Source organism: Bacillus cereus (assembly GCF_015071065.1).
GTDB lineage: Bacteria > Bacillota > Bacilli > Bacillales > Bacillaceae_G > Bacillus_A > Bacillus_A cereus_BA.
The window spans coordinates 346,659-366,269 of the sequence record NZ_VOVA01000004.1 but is presented as its reverse complement, the minus strand read 5'-3'; the positions used below and the strand labels follow the sequence as shown (position 1 = coordinate 366,269).

Here is a 19,611-nt window from a genome sequence, read left to right as displayed (position 1 = left end):
AAAAAAGAAGATGCCCTTGGTATCTTCTTTTTTTGTCGTTAAATAGCCACTGTGCAAATTCATTATTATTGTCTACAATGAGAAAGTGCAGTATAGAAATATTAGAAACTGTATAAAGTGAAACTATAATCAGTGGGGGCTTTGTTCATCCCCCACTGATTATTAGCCTTCACCAATCGGGCGTTTACGGGCAGCCTGACTCCCACAAATAGCGGGATAAAACGATTGTTAATAGGTTTTTTAGTCTAAAAATGGTACATAGAAAGGAAGCAATATGGAGGAACTACAACAAAATAAATCTGCTTTAGAAGAAAACGCGAAACCGTTATTAAAAAATACGAATTTCCTTTTTCTTTGGGCAGCTACTCTCTTTTCAAGTTTTGCTTTAGCCTTTTTTACTTTTTCACAAACGTGGTACATAGCAAAAACATTAAACCTTGAGGCTTCACTCGGTATTGTTTTCGTGGCTCTTAGTGTTCCAAGGCTCATCTTTATGATTATCGGCGGAGCATTAGCTGATAAATTCCCGAAAAAAAATATTATGTTTTACTCTAATATTATTCGAGCTATTCTTGTCGCAACCATTCTCACCTGGTTCATCGTCGGTGATGTAACACTATATACATTTGCTTTGTTCGCTTTGTTCTTCGGACTTGCTGACGCTTTTTTCTGGTCAGCAGATGGATCTATTCTGCCTGAACTTGTAGAAAAAAGCCGTTTAACACAAGCAAATTCACTTACTCAAATGACAAACCAAGCATCTGTCATTTTAGGACCTGTACTTGGCGGTATTCTCATTAAATTTACGAACTATGAAACAATTTTTTCAATTACAATCCTGCTACTCATTATCGCTGCGATACTCGTTCAAAAAATACAATTTACAGTACCCGAAAAAAATGAAACAGATAAAGGCATGTTTACTTCTATTAAAGAGGGAATCTTATATGTAAAGGAATCACCATTCCTTTCAACTTTCCTTATTTGTAGCGCCTTTCTAAACTTATTTTTAATCGGTCCGATGCAAGTTGGTTTCCCGCTATTTGTCAAAAATGTTCTGCACGGTGATTCACTTCAATTTAGTTACTTAGAAGCATCTGTAGGCGGTGGGATGGCGATAGGCGCTATCATTGTCGGGCTAAAAAACATTAACCGCAGACGTGGTCTATTTTGTATTATCATGATGCTACTGTCTGGTGTATTCTTCCTAGCCATCAACTTTAGCACCGTACTTTGGCAAGCGTTATTAGCTGGAATGTTTTACGGTATTACAATTGCGATGGCTATCGTTCCACTTATGGCAATGATCCAATCAACGGTAAAAGAAGAGATGATGGGACGCGTTATGAGTTTACTCATGCTTTCATCGATGGGATTCATTCCGCTCTCTTACGCATTTACATCGCTTGCACTTGGGATCGGCATTCCAATTGTAACGGTTATGAAAAGCGGTGCAATCGCTGTTATCGTCTTTGTACTATTTGTAGCAATTCGTGTTCCAGTTGTAAGAAAGTTCGATTAGCTACTTAGAGTCATGTATTATACGCATGACTCTTTTTTAAATGGATCGAATAACGGTATTCCCTTACTTCTCCTTAGTGCCGCTCCCCACTCTAATCCAATTTCTAAAAATAAATCTCGCATCGTACTATACAACAGTGCTCCGACATCTTTACGAATTTCTCCGTACTTATACGCTCTCACAACACTTTTCACCCTCCAAATTAAATTTCCACGCACTTCTTCATCAGCTAATATTCCCTCTAATAAAGCACCTTGTTCTAGTAATCCGCTCTTTTTATAAGCAAGTTCCACCTTACTCCAAAATATATTAATCTTCTTCGGATTACTCGTCATCGGCACCAGTGCATATATAAAAGGCTTCGGTATATCGTGACGACAATACGTTTCATCAAGCTCGTACGTTACTTTTCTTTTCTCTTTTATTTGTGGAATGTTTTTAGAAAGAATTGTTTCCCCCTCATTTTTTTGCTCATTTCCACTACAGCCAGTTGCATGCCCCCCACTTTCACATGCGGACATTTTCATACGGTCATCCATGCGGTCAATCGCAGATGTAAGAAATACATATAAGTTTGCACTATACCCGCCGCGCTTATATCTTTCTTTTGTCGCAACACGCTTTATAATTCCAAGCTCCTCTAGCTTCGCAATCGAGCGACGTACCGTACGAATACTCTTTCCAATATTCGTCGCAATTGTCTCCATTAACGGACAAGCAACACCAACTGTTTCGTTCTTCTCATTAACCGCATACTTTCCTAAAAAATGAATGACGGCAGAATCCGTCTTATTTAGTTGAAACTGATAACATTTAAAAACTTGATTTTGATATGTATTAAACTCTTCTTTACTTCGAAATTCACTATATGGTTTCATTAAGTTATATAAGCTTCCCATTTTTATCACCTCATCTATAGGTAAGAAACAGGAAGAGAAATTGGCGTGATATTTAATATTTTTTTATTGGAGATGAAAATATGATTGTAATTAGCGCTTGTTTAGGTGGCATTGCTTGTCGTTATGACGGCAACGATAATCTCGTTTCAAAAATTGAAGAGTTAGTACAAAGGGAAGACACCATCCTCGTTTGTCCTGAAGTATTGGGCGGTTTACCTACACCTCGTCCTTCGGCTGAAATTATTGGTGGTAATGGTGATGACGTTTTAGATGGAAAAGCAAAAGTGATGACGAAAGAAGGCCAAGATGTCACGGAGGCTTTCGTGCGTGGTGCTTATAAAGCGTTAGAACAAATAAAAGATTTAAACCCAGAATATATTATTTTAAAAGAACGCAGTCCATCTTGTGGTAGTTCCACTATTTACACAGGGGAATTTAACGGCAATAAACAAACTGGTTACGGGGTAACAACAGCTTTATTCAAAAGACATGGATTTAAAGTCATTTCAGAAGAGGATTTTGAGAACGAAAAAAGGAATTGACCACGCTCGTCAATTCCTTTTCTATATGTCTTATTTCACACCTAATTTTTCTTTCACTTTCTCAGGAAGCTCGTCCTTTTTCACTTCTTCCCAAGCAGATACACCTTTTTTATCTGAGTGATACACACGTAGGAATGCTTCTTTTCGAAGATTTTTTTGCGCTGTGAATTCTAACTCTTTCTCTTTACCGTCTTTATCAAAACCAGTTAGTTTATATTGGTAATCTTTATATGGCTCACCATTATCAGATTTACCATTATACTCTTTTCCATCTACTGTAATTTGAACATAATACTCATCTTTACCCATACGGTTTAAATCACAACCAACTAATAGACTTGCAAATACGACTAAAATACTAAAAAGTGCAATGTATCTTTTCATTTCCTTCACCTCATATGTTTTTCTTATATTCTTATCTTAAAGCCCAGGTCTGAAAGAAGAAATTCAAAAACATGACATGAACATTACACTTTTGTAAGATAATAAACTAAAACTTTAATCAGTGTGTTTTTCATTAAAAACGTTATTAGCACTCATCTAGCCTAGTCATGACAATCTATTAACGCCAATATCGTCTTCCGCGCCAGTTTTTCCACTTGTCACGAATCTTATCACGTAATTTCCTTATACCGCCTATTATACCCTCTATTACGCACTCTATTATGATATCTATTACAAGGTAACTTACAAATCTAATTATAGGTTTAATCACATATCTCCCTACGAATTCAAAAATACCTTCAATCATGCGTCCCTCCTTCTTATACAAAGAAATTGCTACTTCCCATCCTTTTTACGCAATCTACGTTCTGTTACAACCGCTGCACCTACTGCAGTAGCTATCAACAAAAATAGTACGGCGATAGCGTCCACAATGAGGCTATTGAATTTGGACGAAACCCCAACAAATACTAACGCTATTGTTAATACTGCTAGCATAATTATCGTTATCTTATCTTCGTTCATCATTGTCCTCTCCGATTACTCACGGTTCTCTCTCCCAGACTTTATAAAGCCACCGACAACTTTACTGCAATTACTATCGTTGTAATCCATCTTCTACTACCTGCGTAACAGTCCCATTCGGTTCGAATATTACACGCAATGACCCTTCACCACCGTAACCTGTATAGATGTATACTGAATACGATTTATATTTCTCAATTATATAAGGTTGTCCAATCGTAGCCTTTACTTGATTCGCAGGTATACCTTTTTTGATTTTCAAATACTCATTGTAGCCTACTGTCGCCGCATCGTTATTTACATCTTTATACCACGGTGTGCGGTCGTTCTTTTCTTCATATTCCTTCGCAGGCTCTTCACTGCGTTTCGTAGATAACTGATTCTCTTTATCCGCATCCCTTATAGCAGTACGTTCAATATTCACAACATAGCCATACGTATTTAATTCAACCATAATTTCATATGTACCATCCGTATCCTTTTCAGTATAAAATACGCGTTTTTCATTGTTATTATAATGTTTTAGGTTCTCACCACCGTAGTCAATCTCGTTAATAATATCCGTATATGTCATGCCTTCCTCAATCTTTTTAGATTCGTCACTAGAAATATAACGCTTCTGTGACGATGTGGCGTTCTCATATTTAATGCTGTCACGCTTGCTCGTAGTCATAGGCGTTTCCTTCTGTCCTTTTAGTACTTCCGCTTCCGACTTCACTTGTTGCTTTGCTAACACGTCTGTATCGTTAGAACAAGCTCCAAATATTGATGCTGTAACCAACGTCATCCCTAATAACAGTACTTTCTTAAATGACTTCATTGTAATTCCTCCGGTAGTTTTTAATTTCTGGTTTAACGGCAAAGAAAAGACCTTCCTAACGATTTGATTTCATCGCTAAGAAGATCTTTATATGCAACCTACCCATTCAATTTCCGCTTAGAATAACGGAATGAAAAAACTTAGCAATCTTCCGGCTTACCAGCATTCGACGCTGTACGGAAAGATGATCCACATCCGCATGATGCAATCGCATTTGGATTGTCGATTGTGAATCCGCCGCCAAGCATAGATTGCTTATAGTCAACTTTCACTCCCTTTACAATCGGAGCACTTTCTTTATCGATAACAAATTCAACACCGAAAAACTCAAGAACTGTGTCATCTTCCTTTGGTTCTACTTCAAATCCTAAGCCGTAAGAAAGACCACTACATCCGCCGCCATGTACAGCAAGGCGCACGTACTTCTCTCCATCTTCAGCATCTTTTAACATATCTTTAATTTGAAAAGCTGCTTGTTCTGTTACTTCAATCATGAAATACACCATCCTTTCTGTTCTCATTTTATTATACATCTTTACGCTTCTATCTTGTACTCATACACTCCGCGGCAAATTATTTCCGCAGGTCCTTTCATTAATACATTTCCTTCTTCTGTCCATGCGATCATTAAGTCGCCGCCTGCTAAGTGAACTGTAATTTCTTTACCGTGTTCCATTTTCCCATTTAAAATTGCCGCAACGACAGCTGCGCATGCTCCTGTCCCGCAAGCTTGTGTTACACCAGATCCACGTTCCCAAACGCGGAAATTCATCTCTTCATCATTCAAAATCTCGATGAACTCAACATTCACTCGCTCTGGGAACATTTCATGCGTCTCAAGAACTGGTCCTAACGTTGTAAGAGGCGCTTTTTCTACATCATCAACAAAAATAACCGCATGTGGATTCCCCATTGAAACAGCTGTAAATGCATAACGGTGATTATTGTATAAGAAGTTTTCACGAATAAATGGTGTTTCTCCTTCACCAAGCATCGGTATCTCTTCACGTGTTAAACGAGGTGCTCCCATGTCGATTTTCGCTAATGTAACTTTGTCATCTTCTACCGTTACTTCTGCCGTAACAATACCAGCTAACGTTTCAATTGTGAAAACTTTACCTTCTACTAGTTTATGCTCATACGCATATTTCGCTACGCAGCGTAAACCATTTCCACAGCTCTTTCCTTCTGAACCATCGTTATTAAACATGCGCATTTTTACTGGTGCCACGTCAGAAGGACAAATTAAAATCATTCCATCTGCACCAATACCAGTATTAATATTTGAAACCTTTTCCGCTACAAGTGCTAAATCTTCTTCTCTAATTTGTTCCTCAAACATATTTACATATATATAACTATTGCCAAGACCATGCATTTTTGTAAAAGAAAATTGGCTCATTTTTATTCACTCCAAAATTAATTTATTATTTCAAGTATAAAATGCATGCTTTTAGAACACAATATGAATGTCCCCCGTTTCTCATATTTGACAACGTTTTGGCGATAAGTCATTCTTACACAAATCGTGTAAGAAAAAAGCCCTTCTAAAAGGGCCTTTTTTTTTCGAAGTAAACACTCCTAATAAAGTGAAACTTTAATCAGTGGGAGCTTTGTTCATCCCCCACTGATTATTAGCTCTCACCAATCGGGCTTTTACGGGCAATAAGGCTTCCACCTAACTTCTTTGCTTCAGCTGAATTTTGAGATGGGAGTCTTACTGCCCACAAATAGCGGAATAAATGAAAAAAGAAAAACGTTGCCTGTTTGCAACGCTTTAAAACATTGGATTTTCATCCATATAATCATATACATTATTTACAAGTTCTTCTACTGTTGCACCTTGTACAACTTCACCATTTACAAGTGCAAATGGACCTTCAAAACAGATACCACAATATCCTAAACAACCATATTCCATTACGTCTAAATTAGGATCTTTTTCTAATTTTTCTAAAGCCGCTTGCGAACCGCTTGCAAGGTTACCTACACAAAATTCGATTAATGGTTTAATCAAAACTCTCCCCCCTGTATCTCTAAACAATTTCATTTACTTTAGCAGGTATGAAGTGCATACCTAATTTGCGAAACGGATAAGTAACCCTCTCTACTTGTTACCATTCCACTTTATTTATAAGAAGAAAACTAAGCTGTTTCTTGTTGTTTTCGTTATATATTCTAAACCATTTAGTTACTTCACTATTTCACTTCACTATAGATAGTCTTCTTTATATAACATACTACTCATAATGAAATAGTAAATAGTAACTAGAAAATGAAAACAGTTTACTTTACTTTTCTTCTTATTGTACAACAGAGTATTCATTCATGCATTGTTATTTGTTCACAAATTCGATATAATTTGATTGAATAAAGTCGAAATATTTTATTAATATAAAATTGTATGATTAGGGGATATTTCAACAGAAAAGGGGTAATCCATCATGAAACACCTCGTAATACTGGGTGGCGGCTACGGTGGAATGAGAATTCTGCAGAGGCTACTTCCAAGCAACCAACTTCCAGATGATGTACAAGTGACATTAATCGACAAAGTACCATATCATTGCTTCAAAACTGAATATTATGCATTAGTGGCGGGTACAATTTCAGAAACACATATTCGCATACCGTTTCCTGAGCACCCACGTCTTAATATTCAATACGGCACAATCACAAATATTGATCTTGAAACGAAAGCCGTTCATCTCGATGGAGGTGAAACAATCCAATATGATGATTTAATTATCGGACTTGGCTGTGAAGATAAATATCATAACGTTCCTGGGGCGAAGGACTATACACATAGCCTACAATCGATTGAACAAACACGTAAGACATATGAACAATTAAATAGCCTAGAACCAAATGCAACAGTAGCTGTCGTTGGAGCTGGCTTAAGTGGCGTTGAAGTAGCAAGTGAACTTCGTGAGAGCCGTTCTGATTTAAAAATCTATTTATTTGATAGAAAAGATAGAATTTTATTCCCATATCCAGAGAAATTAAGTAGATATGTAGAAGAATGGTTTATAAAACATAACGTTACCATTATACGAAACTCTAACATTACCAAAGTGGAACCAAATATTGTGTACAACCATGATGAACCTCTTGAATGTGATGCAATCGTATGGACAGCTGGTATTCAAGCAAATGAAGTTGTGCGAAACCTTCCAGTTGAACAAGATGGTAGCGGACGGGTTGTTTTAACAAAATATCACAATATTCCAAATAACGAGCACGTTTATGTCGTAGGAGATTGTGCAGCACTTCCACACGCACCATCTGCTCAACTTGCTGAAGGCCAAGGAGAGCAAATTGTCCAAATATTATTAAAACGTTGGAATAATGAACCACTTCCCGATGAACTGCCTGTTATTAAATTAAAAGGGGTTCTCGGTTCTCTCGGCAAAAAACACGGATTTGGTTTACTAGCAAACCAACCATTAATGGGGCGTGTACCGAGATTATTAAAATCCGGTCTTCTTTGGATGTACAAATATCATAACGGTTAATACTTTAAAGGCTGCCTACATAGTAGACAGCCTTTTTCTATTCATTTTTTTAAAAAATAACTTTCTCAATATAGATTCACAAAATTTTTCCATTTTAATATTAAAAACTATCGATGAAAAGTGTATGCTATTTGTAAGTTGTTTTATTATTTCCTTTAGGACCGAATGCATTCGGTCTTATTTTTTATGTGATAAATACTTTTATAGGAGGCATTACATTTCACTTATGAACTTAATGAAACTAAAAGATCTAATAGAAGCAAAGAAGAAAGAATTGATCTATCTCGTTGAAAAGTATGGATTCACTCATGATAAAGTGATTTCTTTCAGTCAAGAATTAGATCGTTTACTTAATTTGTTAATAGAGCTCAAAACTAAGAAAAAACGTTGCTCATTATAACCTTATTTTTCTATTTTCCTCTCTTTTTTGATACGATATAACTAGAATCAGAAAGGAGCAATTTATGTTTATATTAAAAGACATCATATATAAAGATATTCTACACATTCCTTATTTACAGATTCAAAAAGAAAAAACAACTTGTATTATTGGTGAAAGTGGTAGCGGAAAAAGCACATTACTTCGTATGCTAAACGATTTACAATCGCCAACATCTGGCACAATTGAATATAACGGAAAATCTATTTTAGATTATCCTCCCATTCAATTACGCCGTGAAGTTGTCATGCTCGGACAAACTCCGCCTATTTTTGATGGAACAATTAAAGATAATTTATTAATGGGGCTTCGATTTTCTGAAAAGCCATTTCCAAATGACGATGTCCTGCGGGGCGCATTAACGACTGTTAGTCTAGATAAAAAATTAGAAGATAACGCCTCGTCATTATCAGGTGGCGAAAAACAAAGACTTGCTTTCGCTCGTATTATACTAATGGATCCGCCCGTCTATTTATTAGATGAACCAACTTCGGCACTAGATAGTGATACAGAACGCCGCGTTATGAAACAATTTACTCTACTAGCAAGAGAAAAGAAAAAAACAGTTATCTTTATCACACACTCACAACAACTTCCAGAAGAAATTGCAGATGATATTATTGAAATTAGTAAAACAAACGGTGCAACTAGAAAGGAAGTGCTATCAATTGAAGGGCGTTATTGAACTACAAATTTGGCAACTTGCAGCTGCATATATTTTCATCCTTATTTTAATCGGGCTTGTGAAATTAAAAGGAATACCGCGTGAGAAACAAATTACAATTGCTACATTACGTATGACGATTCAACTTGTACTAGTCGCATATGTTCTTACATACATATTTGAAAATAGTAATCCGTTTTATACAATAGCTCTCATTATTTCTATTACTACATTTGCGATTTTCAATATTTATAAACGAGTTAATATTCCGATGTCAAAAGAATTAAAACGAGTAGCCGCCCTCTCCATGATTGCTGGATCAATTGGCCCTCTTCTACTATTTATCTTTGTCATTATCGGACACGATCCTTGGTATGCTCCGCAGTATATCGTTCCTATTGCCGGCATGCTAATCGGTAACGCTATGACAGGTATTTGCCTCGGAGCAAATACCTTTTTAAACAGTATGAAATCACAAAGAGACCAGATTGAAGGTGCACTTATGCTCGGCGCAACGCCGAAACAAGCAACTGCACCGCTCATACGGGACGCTTTCGATTCTGCTATTTTACCAACAATTAATTCTATGGTCGGAATGGGAATTATCAGCCTCCCAGGCATGATGACTGGTCAAATTTTATCCGGTGTATCACCATTTACAGCCATCCAATATCAAATTGCGATTATACTTGGCATTTCTGGAAGTACAGCTTTCTCTGTTATTATCTTCTTACAGCTTGGGTATAAAACGTTCTTTAATAAGCGGTGTCAATTGGGAGAGGTTGAAAGACAATCATAAAAAAACTAGTCTAAAATAAGGTAACTGTATGTAGGAGGGACAAAATGAAAAATAGCGAAAATTTATACCATGAAGGAAACTATCGCTTTTGGCTTAACACAAAAACAGGTAGCTTACGAATGAAATTAAATGGTGATAAAGAATTATATACTATACCTAAAAACTCAAAATTGTACGATCGACTTATGAATGATTTTTTTAGTAATTCCGTAAAAATAGAAGAAAGCAAAGCTGACTGATCATAGCTAGCTTTGCTTTCTTCTATCTCCTCATAGTTCCTAGACATTCTACCAAAGACCAATTACACAGTTTACTATTATCCGTAAATTGCTTCAAGTTAACCTTCACAAAAATAAAAAAACATTCCATAAGTAACAAATCTACTTAAAGGAATGTCTTTTCTTTTACTAACCTTACGCCTTCTTAACGAACTGTGATTTTAACTTCATAGCTCCGAAACCGTCGATTTTGCAATCAATATCGTGATCTCCTTCAACTAGACGAATACTCTTTACTTTCGTACCAATCTTTACAACTGAAGAAGTTCCTTTTACTTTTAAATCTTTAATTACAGTAACAGCATCGCCATCTTGAAGAACGTTTCCGTTCGCATCTTTTACAACTTTTGCACCGTCATTACTTTCAGCTTCCGCTTCTTGGCCCCACTCATGGGCACATTCTGGACATACGAAAAGAGCGCCATCCTCATACGTATATTCTGAATTACATTTTGGACAATTTGGTAAAGTAGCCATAAATTCATTTCCTCCGTTCATTATTTATACGTAAAAATCAAATCTGATGTTTACATGTCGATAAATAAAATTTGTATAGCATTTCTTTATACTGCCATAGTCTCACGTTATTGACAAGCCTACCTCAAATTCTCATTTTTTATTGTATTTTACAAAATTTCAATTAGTATGCCGTTTATTTATGTTTTTCCCCATAAATAAAAGAGGAACCTTTACAAGATTCTTCTTTTCTAAATAAACGAGTTTCTCTCTAGAAATCCCAACTATTTTCTTCAATGTAAATTTGATACTCTTCTAACTCTTCTTCACTTAATTTCTTATTATTTTCATATATTTCTTGCCATTCAAAATAATCTTCACTGAAATAAACAGCAAATTTAATTTTCACGTTTTTCTTCTCTGTATAGTCATAACCAGTAAACTCTACTACGTCATAATCTTTTTCTTTCTTCACAAACTTCCAAGTTGGATTATCAGTCATAACCTCTAAAGTAAATCCTTCATCACTTGAACGAACAACATTTTTTATATTTGGTTCAGTTGGTAAAAGGGAGAGTCCAAACATAGCCCCGCCAAACACTATCCCAACTATAACTTGTAAACCAATCATACCAACAAAACTGGCGCCACCCTTTGATTGTAAGTAATACGCCTTCTCATGATCAGGCATATCTTCTGCCTTATGTAAAACACGAACAGCGTGTTTATAATATAAACGATTTCCTTGCCATCCAGTAAATATCATCATTCCTAATTGAAGAACTAAACTAATCGATAAATAAATCCCATCTGGAATGTCTATAAAAGGAGTTACAACTATACTAGGTACCGCCAATAATGTAAGTATAATAAATAACTTATACATTTTACGATGAGCTAACCAAAAAGATGGGAAGAAAAAAGCTACCCAATTCCACGTATTCCCTTGCGCTGGATTTTCTACTTTCCCCCACTTAAAGTCATAATAAGCTGTATTCTTTTGAACAACTTTATGTAATTCTTGCGGAGAAATTGTTTCTTGTAAAACCGTGTCCTTCACGTACATCATCCTTCTCTTATTTCGATATAACTTTATTGTATATATACAAAACGAAGGAATCTAACAAAAAATACACATATTTCATAAAAATGAACAAAAATCGAATATATTCCGACAATTACCCGCTTCTTATTTCATTTTACTTTTAAATATATTAAAATACTTATGAATGATACGTTTAATACACTAAGTTAATCATTTTACATATTCATCAAAAAAGGATGTCCCAAAATCATTTTGAAACACCCTACTAATTTTTTGCTATTTCAAATTATCTTTAACTTTTTCAATAACATCTTCTATACGTTCCGCTATACATTCCGCCTCCCAATCTCCCTCACCGTGCATAGCGGTATAAACTGGACAATTCTCATCATTACTATCTACAAAGATTGGGTCCCCAAGATACGAATCTATCCCAATTACAATCCATCCTTCTTGCCAATCTCCTTCTTCATTCCCAACTAAGCTTTGCCCTTCATTGTCAAAACTATAACCAAGTTGTCCTTCCTCTATCTCTTCACTATTAAATAATTCTATTGTCATTGGTTCAAATTCATACTCTAACTCAATTTCATTATCCTCAGCACAATCTACATATGCTAAAAGTTGTTTAATTTTATTATGGTTAATCATGATATCTTCCCTCTCTATTGCGCAACATTTTAATTAACTATAATATACAAAAAGCCAGTTTGGAGACGATTTCTATATAAACATAGGTGCTCATCCTATCGGTCTCCCACAGCTTATAACGAGCCATTTACAAATAAAGTGAAACTTTAATCAGTGGAGGGGTTGTTCATCCCCCACTGATTATTAGTTGAACCAATCGGGCGTTTACGGGCAGTTGATCTCCCACCTAGCTTCTTTGCTCCAGCTAAATTTTGAGGTGGGAGTTTTACTGCCGGTTAATGCGGGATAAGAGAAAACATTTCAATATTCGATTGCATTCTACAAACAAGAATAGAGCCTATATATATCAAACAGAACCAGTTATTGCATAATGTTTCACATGAAACTATCCATATTCCGTATTATCTTTCGACTTCTCATTCCTTGTAAAGTATTTTTTCATTATCTAAAAATAGTAAAAGCACCCTTCATACCAAGGATGCTTTTACTATTCACCTACCACTTTCGCCTACACTCCTCAATCACACTAAGCAAATACCTCTTCGTCATATCAGCCCTTCTCCAAATAGAGAGCTTTCGTTTTTCTTTTGGATTATGTCGTATTCGCTCTACTTCTTTTAATAAAGGCTCCCACCTATGAGGATAAAGTTCTAACATATATTGCAATCCTCTATCTTTTGAAACGATTGTTTTATGATCTAGCGTATATAAAATACGTCCCATTGTAACGACAGCTGATTCTACCCATTCTTCTATGAAAAATAAATAGGGACGCTTCGCTTTTTCAAGCCAGTAATGTTCTACATTATATTTCATTGTATTTACTACATCGTCCCATTTTATTTGAAAGGGAAGGGCTTCTGCTTCTTTCCCGGTAACTGTAATGCCTTGATTTTTCAATGTCCACCATGTGACCGCGTTAATATCCCAATGACCAATATCCGCCTTACCATCTGCACAATATACGTACTCGTTCATTTCATGATTATATTTCCCTAAGTCAGCGAGCGGAATATACATACCGTCCATTCTTTTACCTAACGTATTTTTACTAAGTTTTTTATGCAGTTCTATAATTTGTTGTTTTTCAGCTTCATTCACAGAATCACTTATTACCGCAACAAAATCAACATCGCTCGTTTCTATATGAAATGCTCCTAAAGCAATGGATCCATAAACGTATACGCCGACTAACTTTTCATCCGAAAAGATTTCTCTTAATTCTACTATGTACTGCTTCATTAACTGTTTTACTTCTTCCGGTAAAGCATGTTTTATTCCATTCTCCACATCTATCCCTCCATTAAAAAAAGCCTTCGCAAATTCGCAAAGGCTTCCTGTTTTATAAATATTTCTCGATTTCTTCGTAAACATCCTTCAAACGAGGATTTCCTTCTCCAACAATTTCTCCATTTACAAGAACGACTGGATAAAATAAATCTTCCTCCACTACTCGCTCTGCGAATGCTTTTTTATCCTCATCTTCTTGTTCTTGTTGAAAATCAATATACTCGAAATTAAATTTATTTTCTTGTCCTTCATATTTACGACCAATCGCCGCTTGTAACCACTCAAACGTTTCTGTTGAAGATGGCATTCCGACGCAACTCGCACAAATCACTTTCGTCCCATACACTTGCACATTAACCATTTCTTCTCCCCCACTTCTTGCTCTAACAGTATATTCAGATACCTTAGTACATAAGCACATCATTTTACAAACTTATTCCATACCCCTATACTGAAAAAACACGTTGTACACATGATAAAATATTTCGACAATAAAACAAGAACAGAAAAAATAGATTTTCCCCTCTATCTTGATTATAATAAAACTGATGAAAGGAGTCGATAAAAATGGAAAACCCAAATATGCAAGAACAAGTATTAGAAGTATTAGATAAATTACGTCCGTTCTTACTTCGTGATGGCGGTGACGTTGAATTAGTAGATATTGAAGAAGGTATCGTAAAACTACGCCTTATGGGTGCATGCGGAAGCTGCCCAAGTTCTACAATCACACTAAAAGCTGGTATCGAACGCGCACTACTTGAAGAAGTACCAGGCGTTATTGAAGTAGAACAAGTATTTTAATTAAAAGCGGAAGCGGCTCGTTCAGAATCGCTTGCTAAAAAGAGACCAAAATCGGTCTCTTTTTTTTATTCAAATAACACTTATCCTTTAACATCATAAAACAAAATTGGAAATCCTTCTCAAAAAATGAGATAATTGATACTATATAGTGAATCGTTCACACATATAAAGTGAAACTATAATCAGTGGGGATTTTGTTCATCCCCCACTGATTATTAGCCCACACCAATCGGGCGTTTACGGGCAGTCTTACTGCCCAAGTAAAAAACATAGGGGGACGACACATGCCAAAAATGGGGAACGCTTTTTCAACAATTCAAGAACTAGAAAAGAAAAAAGAGTATTTATTAGACCTTTCATCCGTTATACCAACATGGAATACAAGCTATCAATTTTTATTTAAAGAAATACAACAAGAATTATTAAAAAAGGTAAATGAAAAAATTGAAAGACACCACATTATTTTAACTATATGTACAGATCAAAAAGTAGGAGCATAGCTTCTTATTATATAAAGATAGACACGGGTATCTGTTGTGGTATAAAAAAGAGACCTCAATTGGCCTCCTTTTTATACTTTTAAGATAGCCAATCTAATTTCCTAATGCCTAACTTATCAACAGGTAAACGAAATGACTCGTAAAAATGATTCATAAATTGCTCAGTGCGCTTCACATCATGTAAAATGATTTCTAAACGCGCTCTATATATGCCTTTTTGTTCTTCGTTTCCTGTTTGATAATATCGTTCAACCGTTTCAAAGTAGTGAAGCGGGAACAGAAGCCTTGCGAATAATAAGCGCCAACCAAATGAAGAGAGCGAATAATTACGTTCATAATCTGTAATGAATTGAACTACCGTTTGCTCCCAATCTTTCTTTTTTGCTATCATCATATAGCGAATACATTCTGCTATATCTCTACTTGGGTGATCATATACCCAATCAAAAGGAAGTTTTAAACGCTTCGTTTGATGCCATAATAAAGGTGTAAATCGTTCTTGGCAAATTGTTGCTGCGTCAGTTATTTGCGGTGTATCATCCATTTCCGTATCGACAACATATTGAATTGCATTTTCTGCAACTCCTAAGTAATACGGGAAGGATTCAATAAACAATTGATCGAATACGTCTGAAGGATGGTTCATCACTTGTGATTGCCAAAATTTCTCTAATTGGTCGAGCCTTTTTTCCCATAATGCTTTCCATTCACCAATGCGGCTTAATTGCTCAACTTCTTCCGGAAAGAATGCACCACGTTTATGAAATATAGAAAGCTCACTTCCTAATGATGTAGCATGTCGCTCTAACATACGCATACCTTTTAATAAGCAATAATTTTTTTCGTCTATCTCACTTACATAGTAGCCGTGTATAGTCGGAACGAAAGTCGAAACAGTTATATCCCCTTGCTGGTTCATATAATCACTGAGCTTTTTCATCTCTACAAGTACTTCTTCCTCCATTTCTCCAATTGGAACAAGTACATAAATTTTATTGCGAATCCAAAAGCTTTTATAGGGGCCAAGGGGGATTAATTCTTTAACATGCATGTGATAATGCTCATAAATATGCTGAATCATCGCAGTCGCCACCTATGGTTTTTCTTTATATATATGAGCTTGTGCTCGCCTTTCATTCCTATGCACATGATAAAGCAACGAAACGTATACAAATACTAAAAAGAAAAAAAGGTGATAAATATGAAAGAATCAGATCAACTACAAGAAAGAGCATTACAACTATTACAAGAACGCGGTGTAACAATTGACGACATTGCTGAACTTGTTCATTTTCTTCAAAAGAAATACCATTCAAATTTAGAGATGTCAGAATGTCGCTATAACGTTGAGCGTGTACTATCAAAACGAGAAGTACAAAACGCACTTATTACAGGCATTGAACTTGATGTCCTTGCTGAAAAAGGAATGCTAAGTGAGCCGTTACAAGATATCGTAAAACGTGATGAAGGCTTATACGGAATTGATGAAGTTATCGCACTTTCTATCGTTAACGTGTACGGGTCAATTGGCTTCACGAACTTTGGATATATCGATAAATTAAAACCAGGTATTTTAGAATACTTAAATGATAAATCAACTGGAAAGGTGCACACATTCCTTGATGATATCGTTGGCGGAATCGCTGCCGCTGCTTCAAGTCGTTTAGCGCACCGAGCTGAGCATTCGGAATAAAGTATCTAGGCCGTCAGTTTCATACTGACGGCCTTTCATATTCCATCAGCATAAACTCTCTTCCGCGGCTCAAAAAAAGAGGTCCTACTTGAAATCCAATGTTTTTATATAGTGCAATAGCGCGTTCATTAAATGTTGCTACACTTAGTCGAAACATTTTCAAATTCAACTCCTCAGCAGCAAACTCTACCCCTGCTTGAAAAAACAATTTCCCCATCCCTTTCCCTGTTAAATCCGGCTTCATTCCAAGTCCGATATCTACTACATCTTCTCCCCTATATAAATTGGCATCTCTTCCGCCCGGAACTTGTGCATTTTCTCCAAAACAAAAATAGCCAATGAATTCTCCATTCTCGTCGGAGCAACCGTAATACGTTCCATCTAGCAACTCTTCTATTACTTCAGCATCTCCTGAAAAGCTATATAACATATACGGTTCTTCATACTTCCACGTATTTATTTCTTTCGCTTCTTCCTCTGTTAACTTATGTATATTCATTCATCTCGCTCCTTATCAAATACTCTAATAATCTATATGTATTTACTCATTCATTTCCCATGATTGATTCTCCTCTAATCGTAATATGCATAATTACATACACACACCCATTTAAAAAATGCTAAAATTTATTTGAATCGCTGTTGTTACACTTCTTGATTAAGAAAGACCGTTAACCGGAAAATTAACGTCTTATCAAACTCAAGCAATTGGTACATTTTTTCATCATGAAAGACACTCGAAAGAGTGTCTTTTTTTCTATACCTGAGCAGGACCTGCTCATTTACAAAATAAACGCATAAAGTAATATAACTCTTTAAACGCATTATTCCCTTTCTATACGTTGCGACGTTCGTTGCGACAGATTCGGATAATAAAAAGCACTCCAGCCAGAGTGCTTTTTACTTTCAAACAAGGAGGTTACATATATGGACAGTACTCTCGTATTTAACTTTGGTATCGGTATTGTTATCATTTTATTCGTCTTCTTTGTACTTTGTATGAGCGGGATATAAAAAGACGATTTTTATCGCCTTTTTATACATATCTATTATTTGACTCTCGTAACAAAAGTAACCATAATAGTTACACGAATACATTAAAAAACTATTCACATATCCACAAATAAGAATAAAAAAACAGGCAACCGCTCCCGGTTACCTGCATTTCATTACATCTTCTCAATCCACTCCGTCAAGTTATGCACAACTTGCGTCGGTTGTACTTCATATTCAGTTAACTTCTCCACAGTTGTTACTCCAGTGTGGACAATAAGGGTATGCATACCAGCATTTATCCCCGCTAAAATATCTGTATCGTAGTTATCCCCAACCATTAATGCTTCTTCTTTTCCTATGCCAAGTACTTTTAACGCTTGTTCCATAATGATTGATTCTGGTTTTCCGATAAAAATCGGATCCACGCCTGTTGATACTGCTACAACTGATGTTAATGAACCGTTCCCTGGTAATAACCCGCGCTCAGTTGGAATTGCAATATCCCCATTTGTTGAGATAAACGTTGCACCATTACGCACAGCAAGACATGCTTTTGCTAACTTTTCATATGTGATATCGCGATCTAAACCAACAACGACGAAATCAGGATTTTCATCCACAAGTTCAAATCCTTTTTCCACAAGAGCAGCATGTAAGCCCTCTTCACCAATCATATATACAGTTGCATCTTGTTTGCGCTCATAAATAAAGTTCGCTGTAGCCATACTCGTTGTGAATACTTGCTCCGCTTTCGCTGGAATATCGAAACGAACAAGTTTTTCTGCAACTTGTTCTGGTTTACGAGTTGAGTTATTTGTAACGAATAAATATGGAATATCGCGTTCTCCTAACGCCTTTACGAAGTCGCTTGCTTCTTCAATTTGTTCTTCTCCGCGATACATCGTACCGTCTAAGTCAATTAAATAACCTTTATACATCTATTTGTCTCTCCTTCTATGCTAACGTTCTCACCTATCATACCACTCTTATATTAACCCCTTTTTCAAAAGAAAAAAACGCTTTACCTTAAAGCGCCCCATAACGTTCATTTTTTCTCTTTTATTTGATACGAGCAATTACAATCGCCCACACACATGTTTGATAACGTCTTCACATTTGCACCTGTAAATAACCGCTTGTACATATCTTTTTCATCTTCACACACTTGCGGGAATTTCTCCGCTATTTCCTTTAACGGGCAGTTTTGCTTTTCAAGTATGAAAGAGCGTTCCCCATCTCTCTTTATTTGAACCATATAACCATTTTTCTCTTGCATAGCAGCTAGTTCCTGTACTTGATACGCTAAATTACTTTGATTACTTATCTTCTTTTGCAACTGCTCTTCCATTCGTTTCGTTCTCGCTTGCAAGACGTGACGAAGTATTTTTTCATCGCCCATTCGAGCTAAATCATCTAGTATTTCAATAGCAAACTGCTTATATTCTTTCGGGAATGTATCTTCTCCCTTTTGACTTAATCCATACAAATATGTTGGTCGTCCAACATGCTGCCTTAGCATCTTTGAATAAATTAGCTCATCTTTCTCAAGATTACTTAAATGCCTTCGGATTGCCATTTCCGTAATTTCTAAAGCTTCGGCTAATTCTGCTACAGTATGCTCGCCCTTTACCTTCAACAATTGTACAATCTCTTCTTTCGTCGTACGTGCTTGCCCCATAACTCGCCCTTCTCCCTTTCCTCATATACAATATAAGATCCCCAAAGGAAT

27 protein-coding genes are annotated in these 19,611 nt (G+C 36.1%); 10 read left to right on the top strand and 17 right to left on the bottom strand.

Annotated elements, in window-relative coordinates; genetic code table 11:
* Nucleotides 1-274 precede the first annotated feature (274 nt).
* Nucleotides 275-1,522 (top strand): MFS transporter, encoded by a 1,248-nt coding sequence (locus FT637_RS15215; RefSeq protein ID WP_193646999.1) that lies wholly within the window; start codon nt 275-277, stop codon nt 1,520-1,522.
* A gap of 17 nt (nt 1,523-1,539) precedes the next feature.
* On the opposite strand, the gene FT637_RS15210 is transcribed toward FT637_RS15215, so the two are convergent.
* Entirely contained in the window at nt 1,540-2,421 is an 882-nt protein-coding gene (locus tag FT637_RS15210) for a helix-turn-helix domain-containing protein (RefSeq protein ID WP_193646998.1), read from the bottom strand.
* 80 nt (nt 2,422-2,501) lie between these two features.
* Between FT637_RS15210 and FT637_RS15205 the strand changes: the two genes are divergently transcribed.
* On the top strand, nt 2,502-2,963 hold the full coding sequence (locus FT637_RS15205; RefSeq protein WP_193646997.1) for a DUF523 domain-containing protein: 462 nt from the start codon (nt 2,502-2,504) through the stop codon (nt 2,961-2,963).
* A gap of 30 nt (nt 2,964-2,993) precedes the next feature.
* Here the strand turns inward: FT637_RS15205 and FT637_RS15200 are convergent, their stop codons facing one another.
* The 7 genes from FT637_RS15200 to FT637_RS15170 all read right to left on the bottom strand — a co-directional run bounded on the left by FT637_RS15200 (nt 2,994) and on the right by FT637_RS15170 (nt 6,769).
* A complete protein-coding gene (locus FT637_RS15200; RefSeq protein ID WP_193646996.1) occupies nt 2,994-3,347 on the bottom strand; it encodes a YxeA family protein in 354 nt (117 codons plus the stop codon).
* 178 nt (nt 3,348-3,525) lie between these two features.
* The gene (locus FT637_RS15195) at nt 3,526-3,714 is read right to left on the bottom strand and encodes a hypothetical protein (protein ID WP_193646995.1); all 189 of its coding nucleotides are present in this window, start codon (nt 3,712-3,714) and stop codon (nt 3,526-3,528) included.
* Between the two features lie 29 nt (nt 3,715-3,743).
* Nucleotides 3,744-3,935, bottom strand: a complete 192-nt coding sequence (locus tag FT637_RS15190; protein ID WP_193646994.1) for a hypothetical protein — start codon at nt 3,933-3,935, stop codon at nt 3,744-3,746.
* A gap of 70 nt (nt 3,936-4,005) precedes the next feature.
* Complete coding sequence (locus FT637_RS15185; protein WP_193646993.1) at nt 4,006-4,752, bottom strand: hypothetical protein; 747 nt, start codon at nt 4,750-4,752, stop codon at nt 4,006-4,008.
* A 140-nt stretch (nt 4,753-4,892) separates the two neighbouring features.
* On the bottom strand, nt 4,893-5,246 hold the full coding sequence (locus FT637_RS15180) for a HesB/IscA family protein (protein WP_002034566.1): 354 nt from the start codon (nt 5,244-5,246) through the stop codon (nt 4,893-4,895).
* Nucleotides 5,247-5,287: 41 nt separating this feature from the next.
* Nucleotides 5,288-6,154: a diaminopimelate epimerase gene (dapF, locus tag FT637_RS15175; RefSeq protein ID WP_070145330.1), complete on the bottom strand. Its 867-nt coding sequence runs from the start codon at nt 6,152-6,154 to the stop codon at nt 5,288-5,290.
* A 375-nt stretch (nt 6,155-6,529) separates the two neighbouring features.
* Nucleotides 6,530-6,769: a YuzB family protein gene (locus FT637_RS15170; RefSeq protein ID WP_002015892.1), complete on the bottom strand. Its 240-nt coding sequence runs from the start codon at nt 6,767-6,769 to the stop codon at nt 6,530-6,532.
* Between the two features lie 427 nt (nt 6,770-7,196).
* On the opposite strand from FT637_RS15170, the gene FT637_RS15165 reads away from it, so the two are divergent.
* The 5 genes from FT637_RS15165 (at nt 7,197) to FT637_RS15145 (ending at nt 10,408) form a co-directional block, all read left to right on the top strand.
* A complete protein-coding gene (locus tag FT637_RS15165; RefSeq protein ID WP_193646992.1) occupies nt 7,197-8,267 on the top strand; it encodes an NAD(P)/FAD-dependent oxidoreductase in 1,071 nt (356 codons plus the stop codon).
* A 226-nt stretch (nt 8,268-8,493) separates the two neighbouring features.
* Entirely contained in the window at nt 8,494-8,667 is a 174-nt protein-coding gene (locus tag FT637_RS15160; RefSeq protein WP_193646991.1) for a Spo0E family sporulation regulatory protein-aspartic acid phosphatase, read from the top strand.
* A gap of 64 nt (nt 8,668-8,731) precedes the next feature.
* Nucleotides 8,732-9,391 carry an ATP-binding cassette domain-containing protein gene (locus FT637_RS15155; RefSeq protein WP_193646990.1) on the top strand — a complete coding sequence of 220 codons (660 nt, stop codon included), beginning with the start codon at nt 8,732-8,734 and terminating at the stop codon, nt 9,389-9,391.
* Entirely contained in the window at nt 9,375-10,169 is a 795-nt protein-coding gene (locus FT637_RS15150) for an ABC transporter permease (protein WP_193647032.1), read from the top strand. Before FT637_RS15155 ends, FT637_RS15150 begins: the two co-directional genes overlap by 17 nt.
* A gap of 44 nt (nt 10,170-10,213) precedes the next feature.
* Entirely contained in the window at nt 10,214-10,408 is a 195-nt protein-coding gene (locus FT637_RS15145; RefSeq protein WP_193646989.1) for a hypothetical protein, read from the top strand.
* 174 nt (nt 10,409-10,582) lie between these two features.
* Here the strand turns inward: FT637_RS15145 and phnA are convergent, their stop codons facing one another.
* The 5 genes from phnA to FT637_RS15115 all read right to left on the bottom strand — a co-directional run bounded on the left by phnA (nt 10,583) and on the right by FT637_RS15115 (nt 14,250).
* Complete coding sequence (phnA, locus tag FT637_RS15140) at nt 10,583-10,924, bottom strand: alkylphosphonate utilization operon protein PhnA (RefSeq protein WP_002089332.1); 342 nt, start codon at nt 10,922-10,924, stop codon at nt 10,583-10,585.
* Nucleotides 10,925-11,174: 250 nt separating this feature from the next.
* On the bottom strand, nt 11,175-11,969 hold the full coding sequence (locus FT637_RS15135; protein WP_193646988.1) for a DUF2628 domain-containing protein: 795 nt from the start codon (nt 11,967-11,969) through the stop codon (nt 11,175-11,177).
* A 255-nt stretch (nt 11,970-12,224) separates the two neighbouring features.
* Nucleotides 12,225-12,599, bottom strand: coding sequence for a hypothetical protein (locus tag FT637_RS15130; protein WP_193646987.1), 375 nt, complete (start codon nt 12,597-12,599; stop codon nt 12,225-12,227).
* Nucleotides 12,600-13,094: 495 nt separating this feature from the next.
* The gene (locus FT637_RS15120) at nt 13,095-13,889 is read right to left on the bottom strand and encodes a nucleotidyltransferase domain-containing protein (protein WP_193646986.1); all 795 of its coding nucleotides are present in this window, start codon (nt 13,887-13,889) and stop codon (nt 13,095-13,097) included.
* 52 nt (nt 13,890-13,941) lie between these two features.
* On the bottom strand, nt 13,942-14,250 hold the full coding sequence (locus tag FT637_RS15115) for a YuzD family protein (protein WP_000248598.1): 309 nt from the start codon (nt 14,248-14,250) through the stop codon (nt 13,942-13,944).
* A gap of 206 nt (nt 14,251-14,456) precedes the next feature.
* Between FT637_RS15115 and FT637_RS15110 the strand changes: the two genes are divergently transcribed.
* The gene (locus FT637_RS15110; RefSeq protein ID WP_000431179.1) at nt 14,457-14,693 is read left to right on the top strand and encodes a NifU family protein; all 237 of its coding nucleotides are present in this window, start codon (nt 14,457-14,459) and stop codon (nt 14,691-14,693) included.
* 284 nt (nt 14,694-14,977) lie between these two features.
* The gene (locus tag FT637_RS15105; protein ID WP_193646985.1) at nt 14,978-15,193 is read left to right on the top strand and encodes a carbonic anhydrase; all 216 of its coding nucleotides are present in this window, start codon (nt 14,978-14,980) and stop codon (nt 15,191-15,193) included.
* Nucleotides 15,194-15,272: 79 nt separating this feature from the next.
* On the opposite strand, the gene yutH is transcribed toward FT637_RS15105, so the two are convergent.
* Complete coding sequence (yutH, locus tag FT637_RS15100) at nt 15,273-16,274, bottom strand: spore coat putative kinase YutH (protein WP_193646984.1); 1,002 nt, start codon at nt 16,272-16,274, stop codon at nt 15,273-15,275.
* A 120-nt stretch (nt 16,275-16,394) separates the two neighbouring features.
* On the opposite strand from yutH, the gene FT637_RS15095 reads away from it, so the two are divergent.
* Nucleotides 16,395-16,886, top strand: a complete 492-nt coding sequence (locus tag FT637_RS15095; protein ID WP_193646983.1) for a phosphatidylglycerophosphatase A — start codon at nt 16,395-16,397, stop codon at nt 16,884-16,886.
* A gap of 19 nt (nt 16,887-16,905) precedes the next feature.
* On the opposite strand, the gene FT637_RS15090 is transcribed toward FT637_RS15095, so the two are convergent.
* From FT637_RS15090 to FT637_RS15080, 3 genes are all read right to left on the bottom strand, one after another.
* A complete protein-coding gene (locus FT637_RS15090) occupies nt 16,906-17,385 on the bottom strand; it encodes a GNAT family N-acetyltransferase (RefSeq protein WP_193646982.1) in 480 nt (159 codons plus the stop codon).
* A 670-nt stretch (nt 17,386-18,055) separates the two neighbouring features.
* Complete coding sequence (locus FT637_RS15085; RefSeq protein WP_193646981.1) at nt 18,056-18,820, bottom strand: TIGR01457 family HAD-type hydrolase; 765 nt, start codon at nt 18,818-18,820, stop codon at nt 18,056-18,058.
* 107 nt (nt 18,821-18,927) lie between these two features.
* Entirely contained in the window at nt 18,928-19,560 is a 633-nt protein-coding gene (locus tag FT637_RS15080) for a helix-turn-helix transcriptional regulator (protein ID WP_193646980.1), read from the bottom strand.
* Nucleotides 19,561-19,611 lie beyond the last annotated feature (51 nt).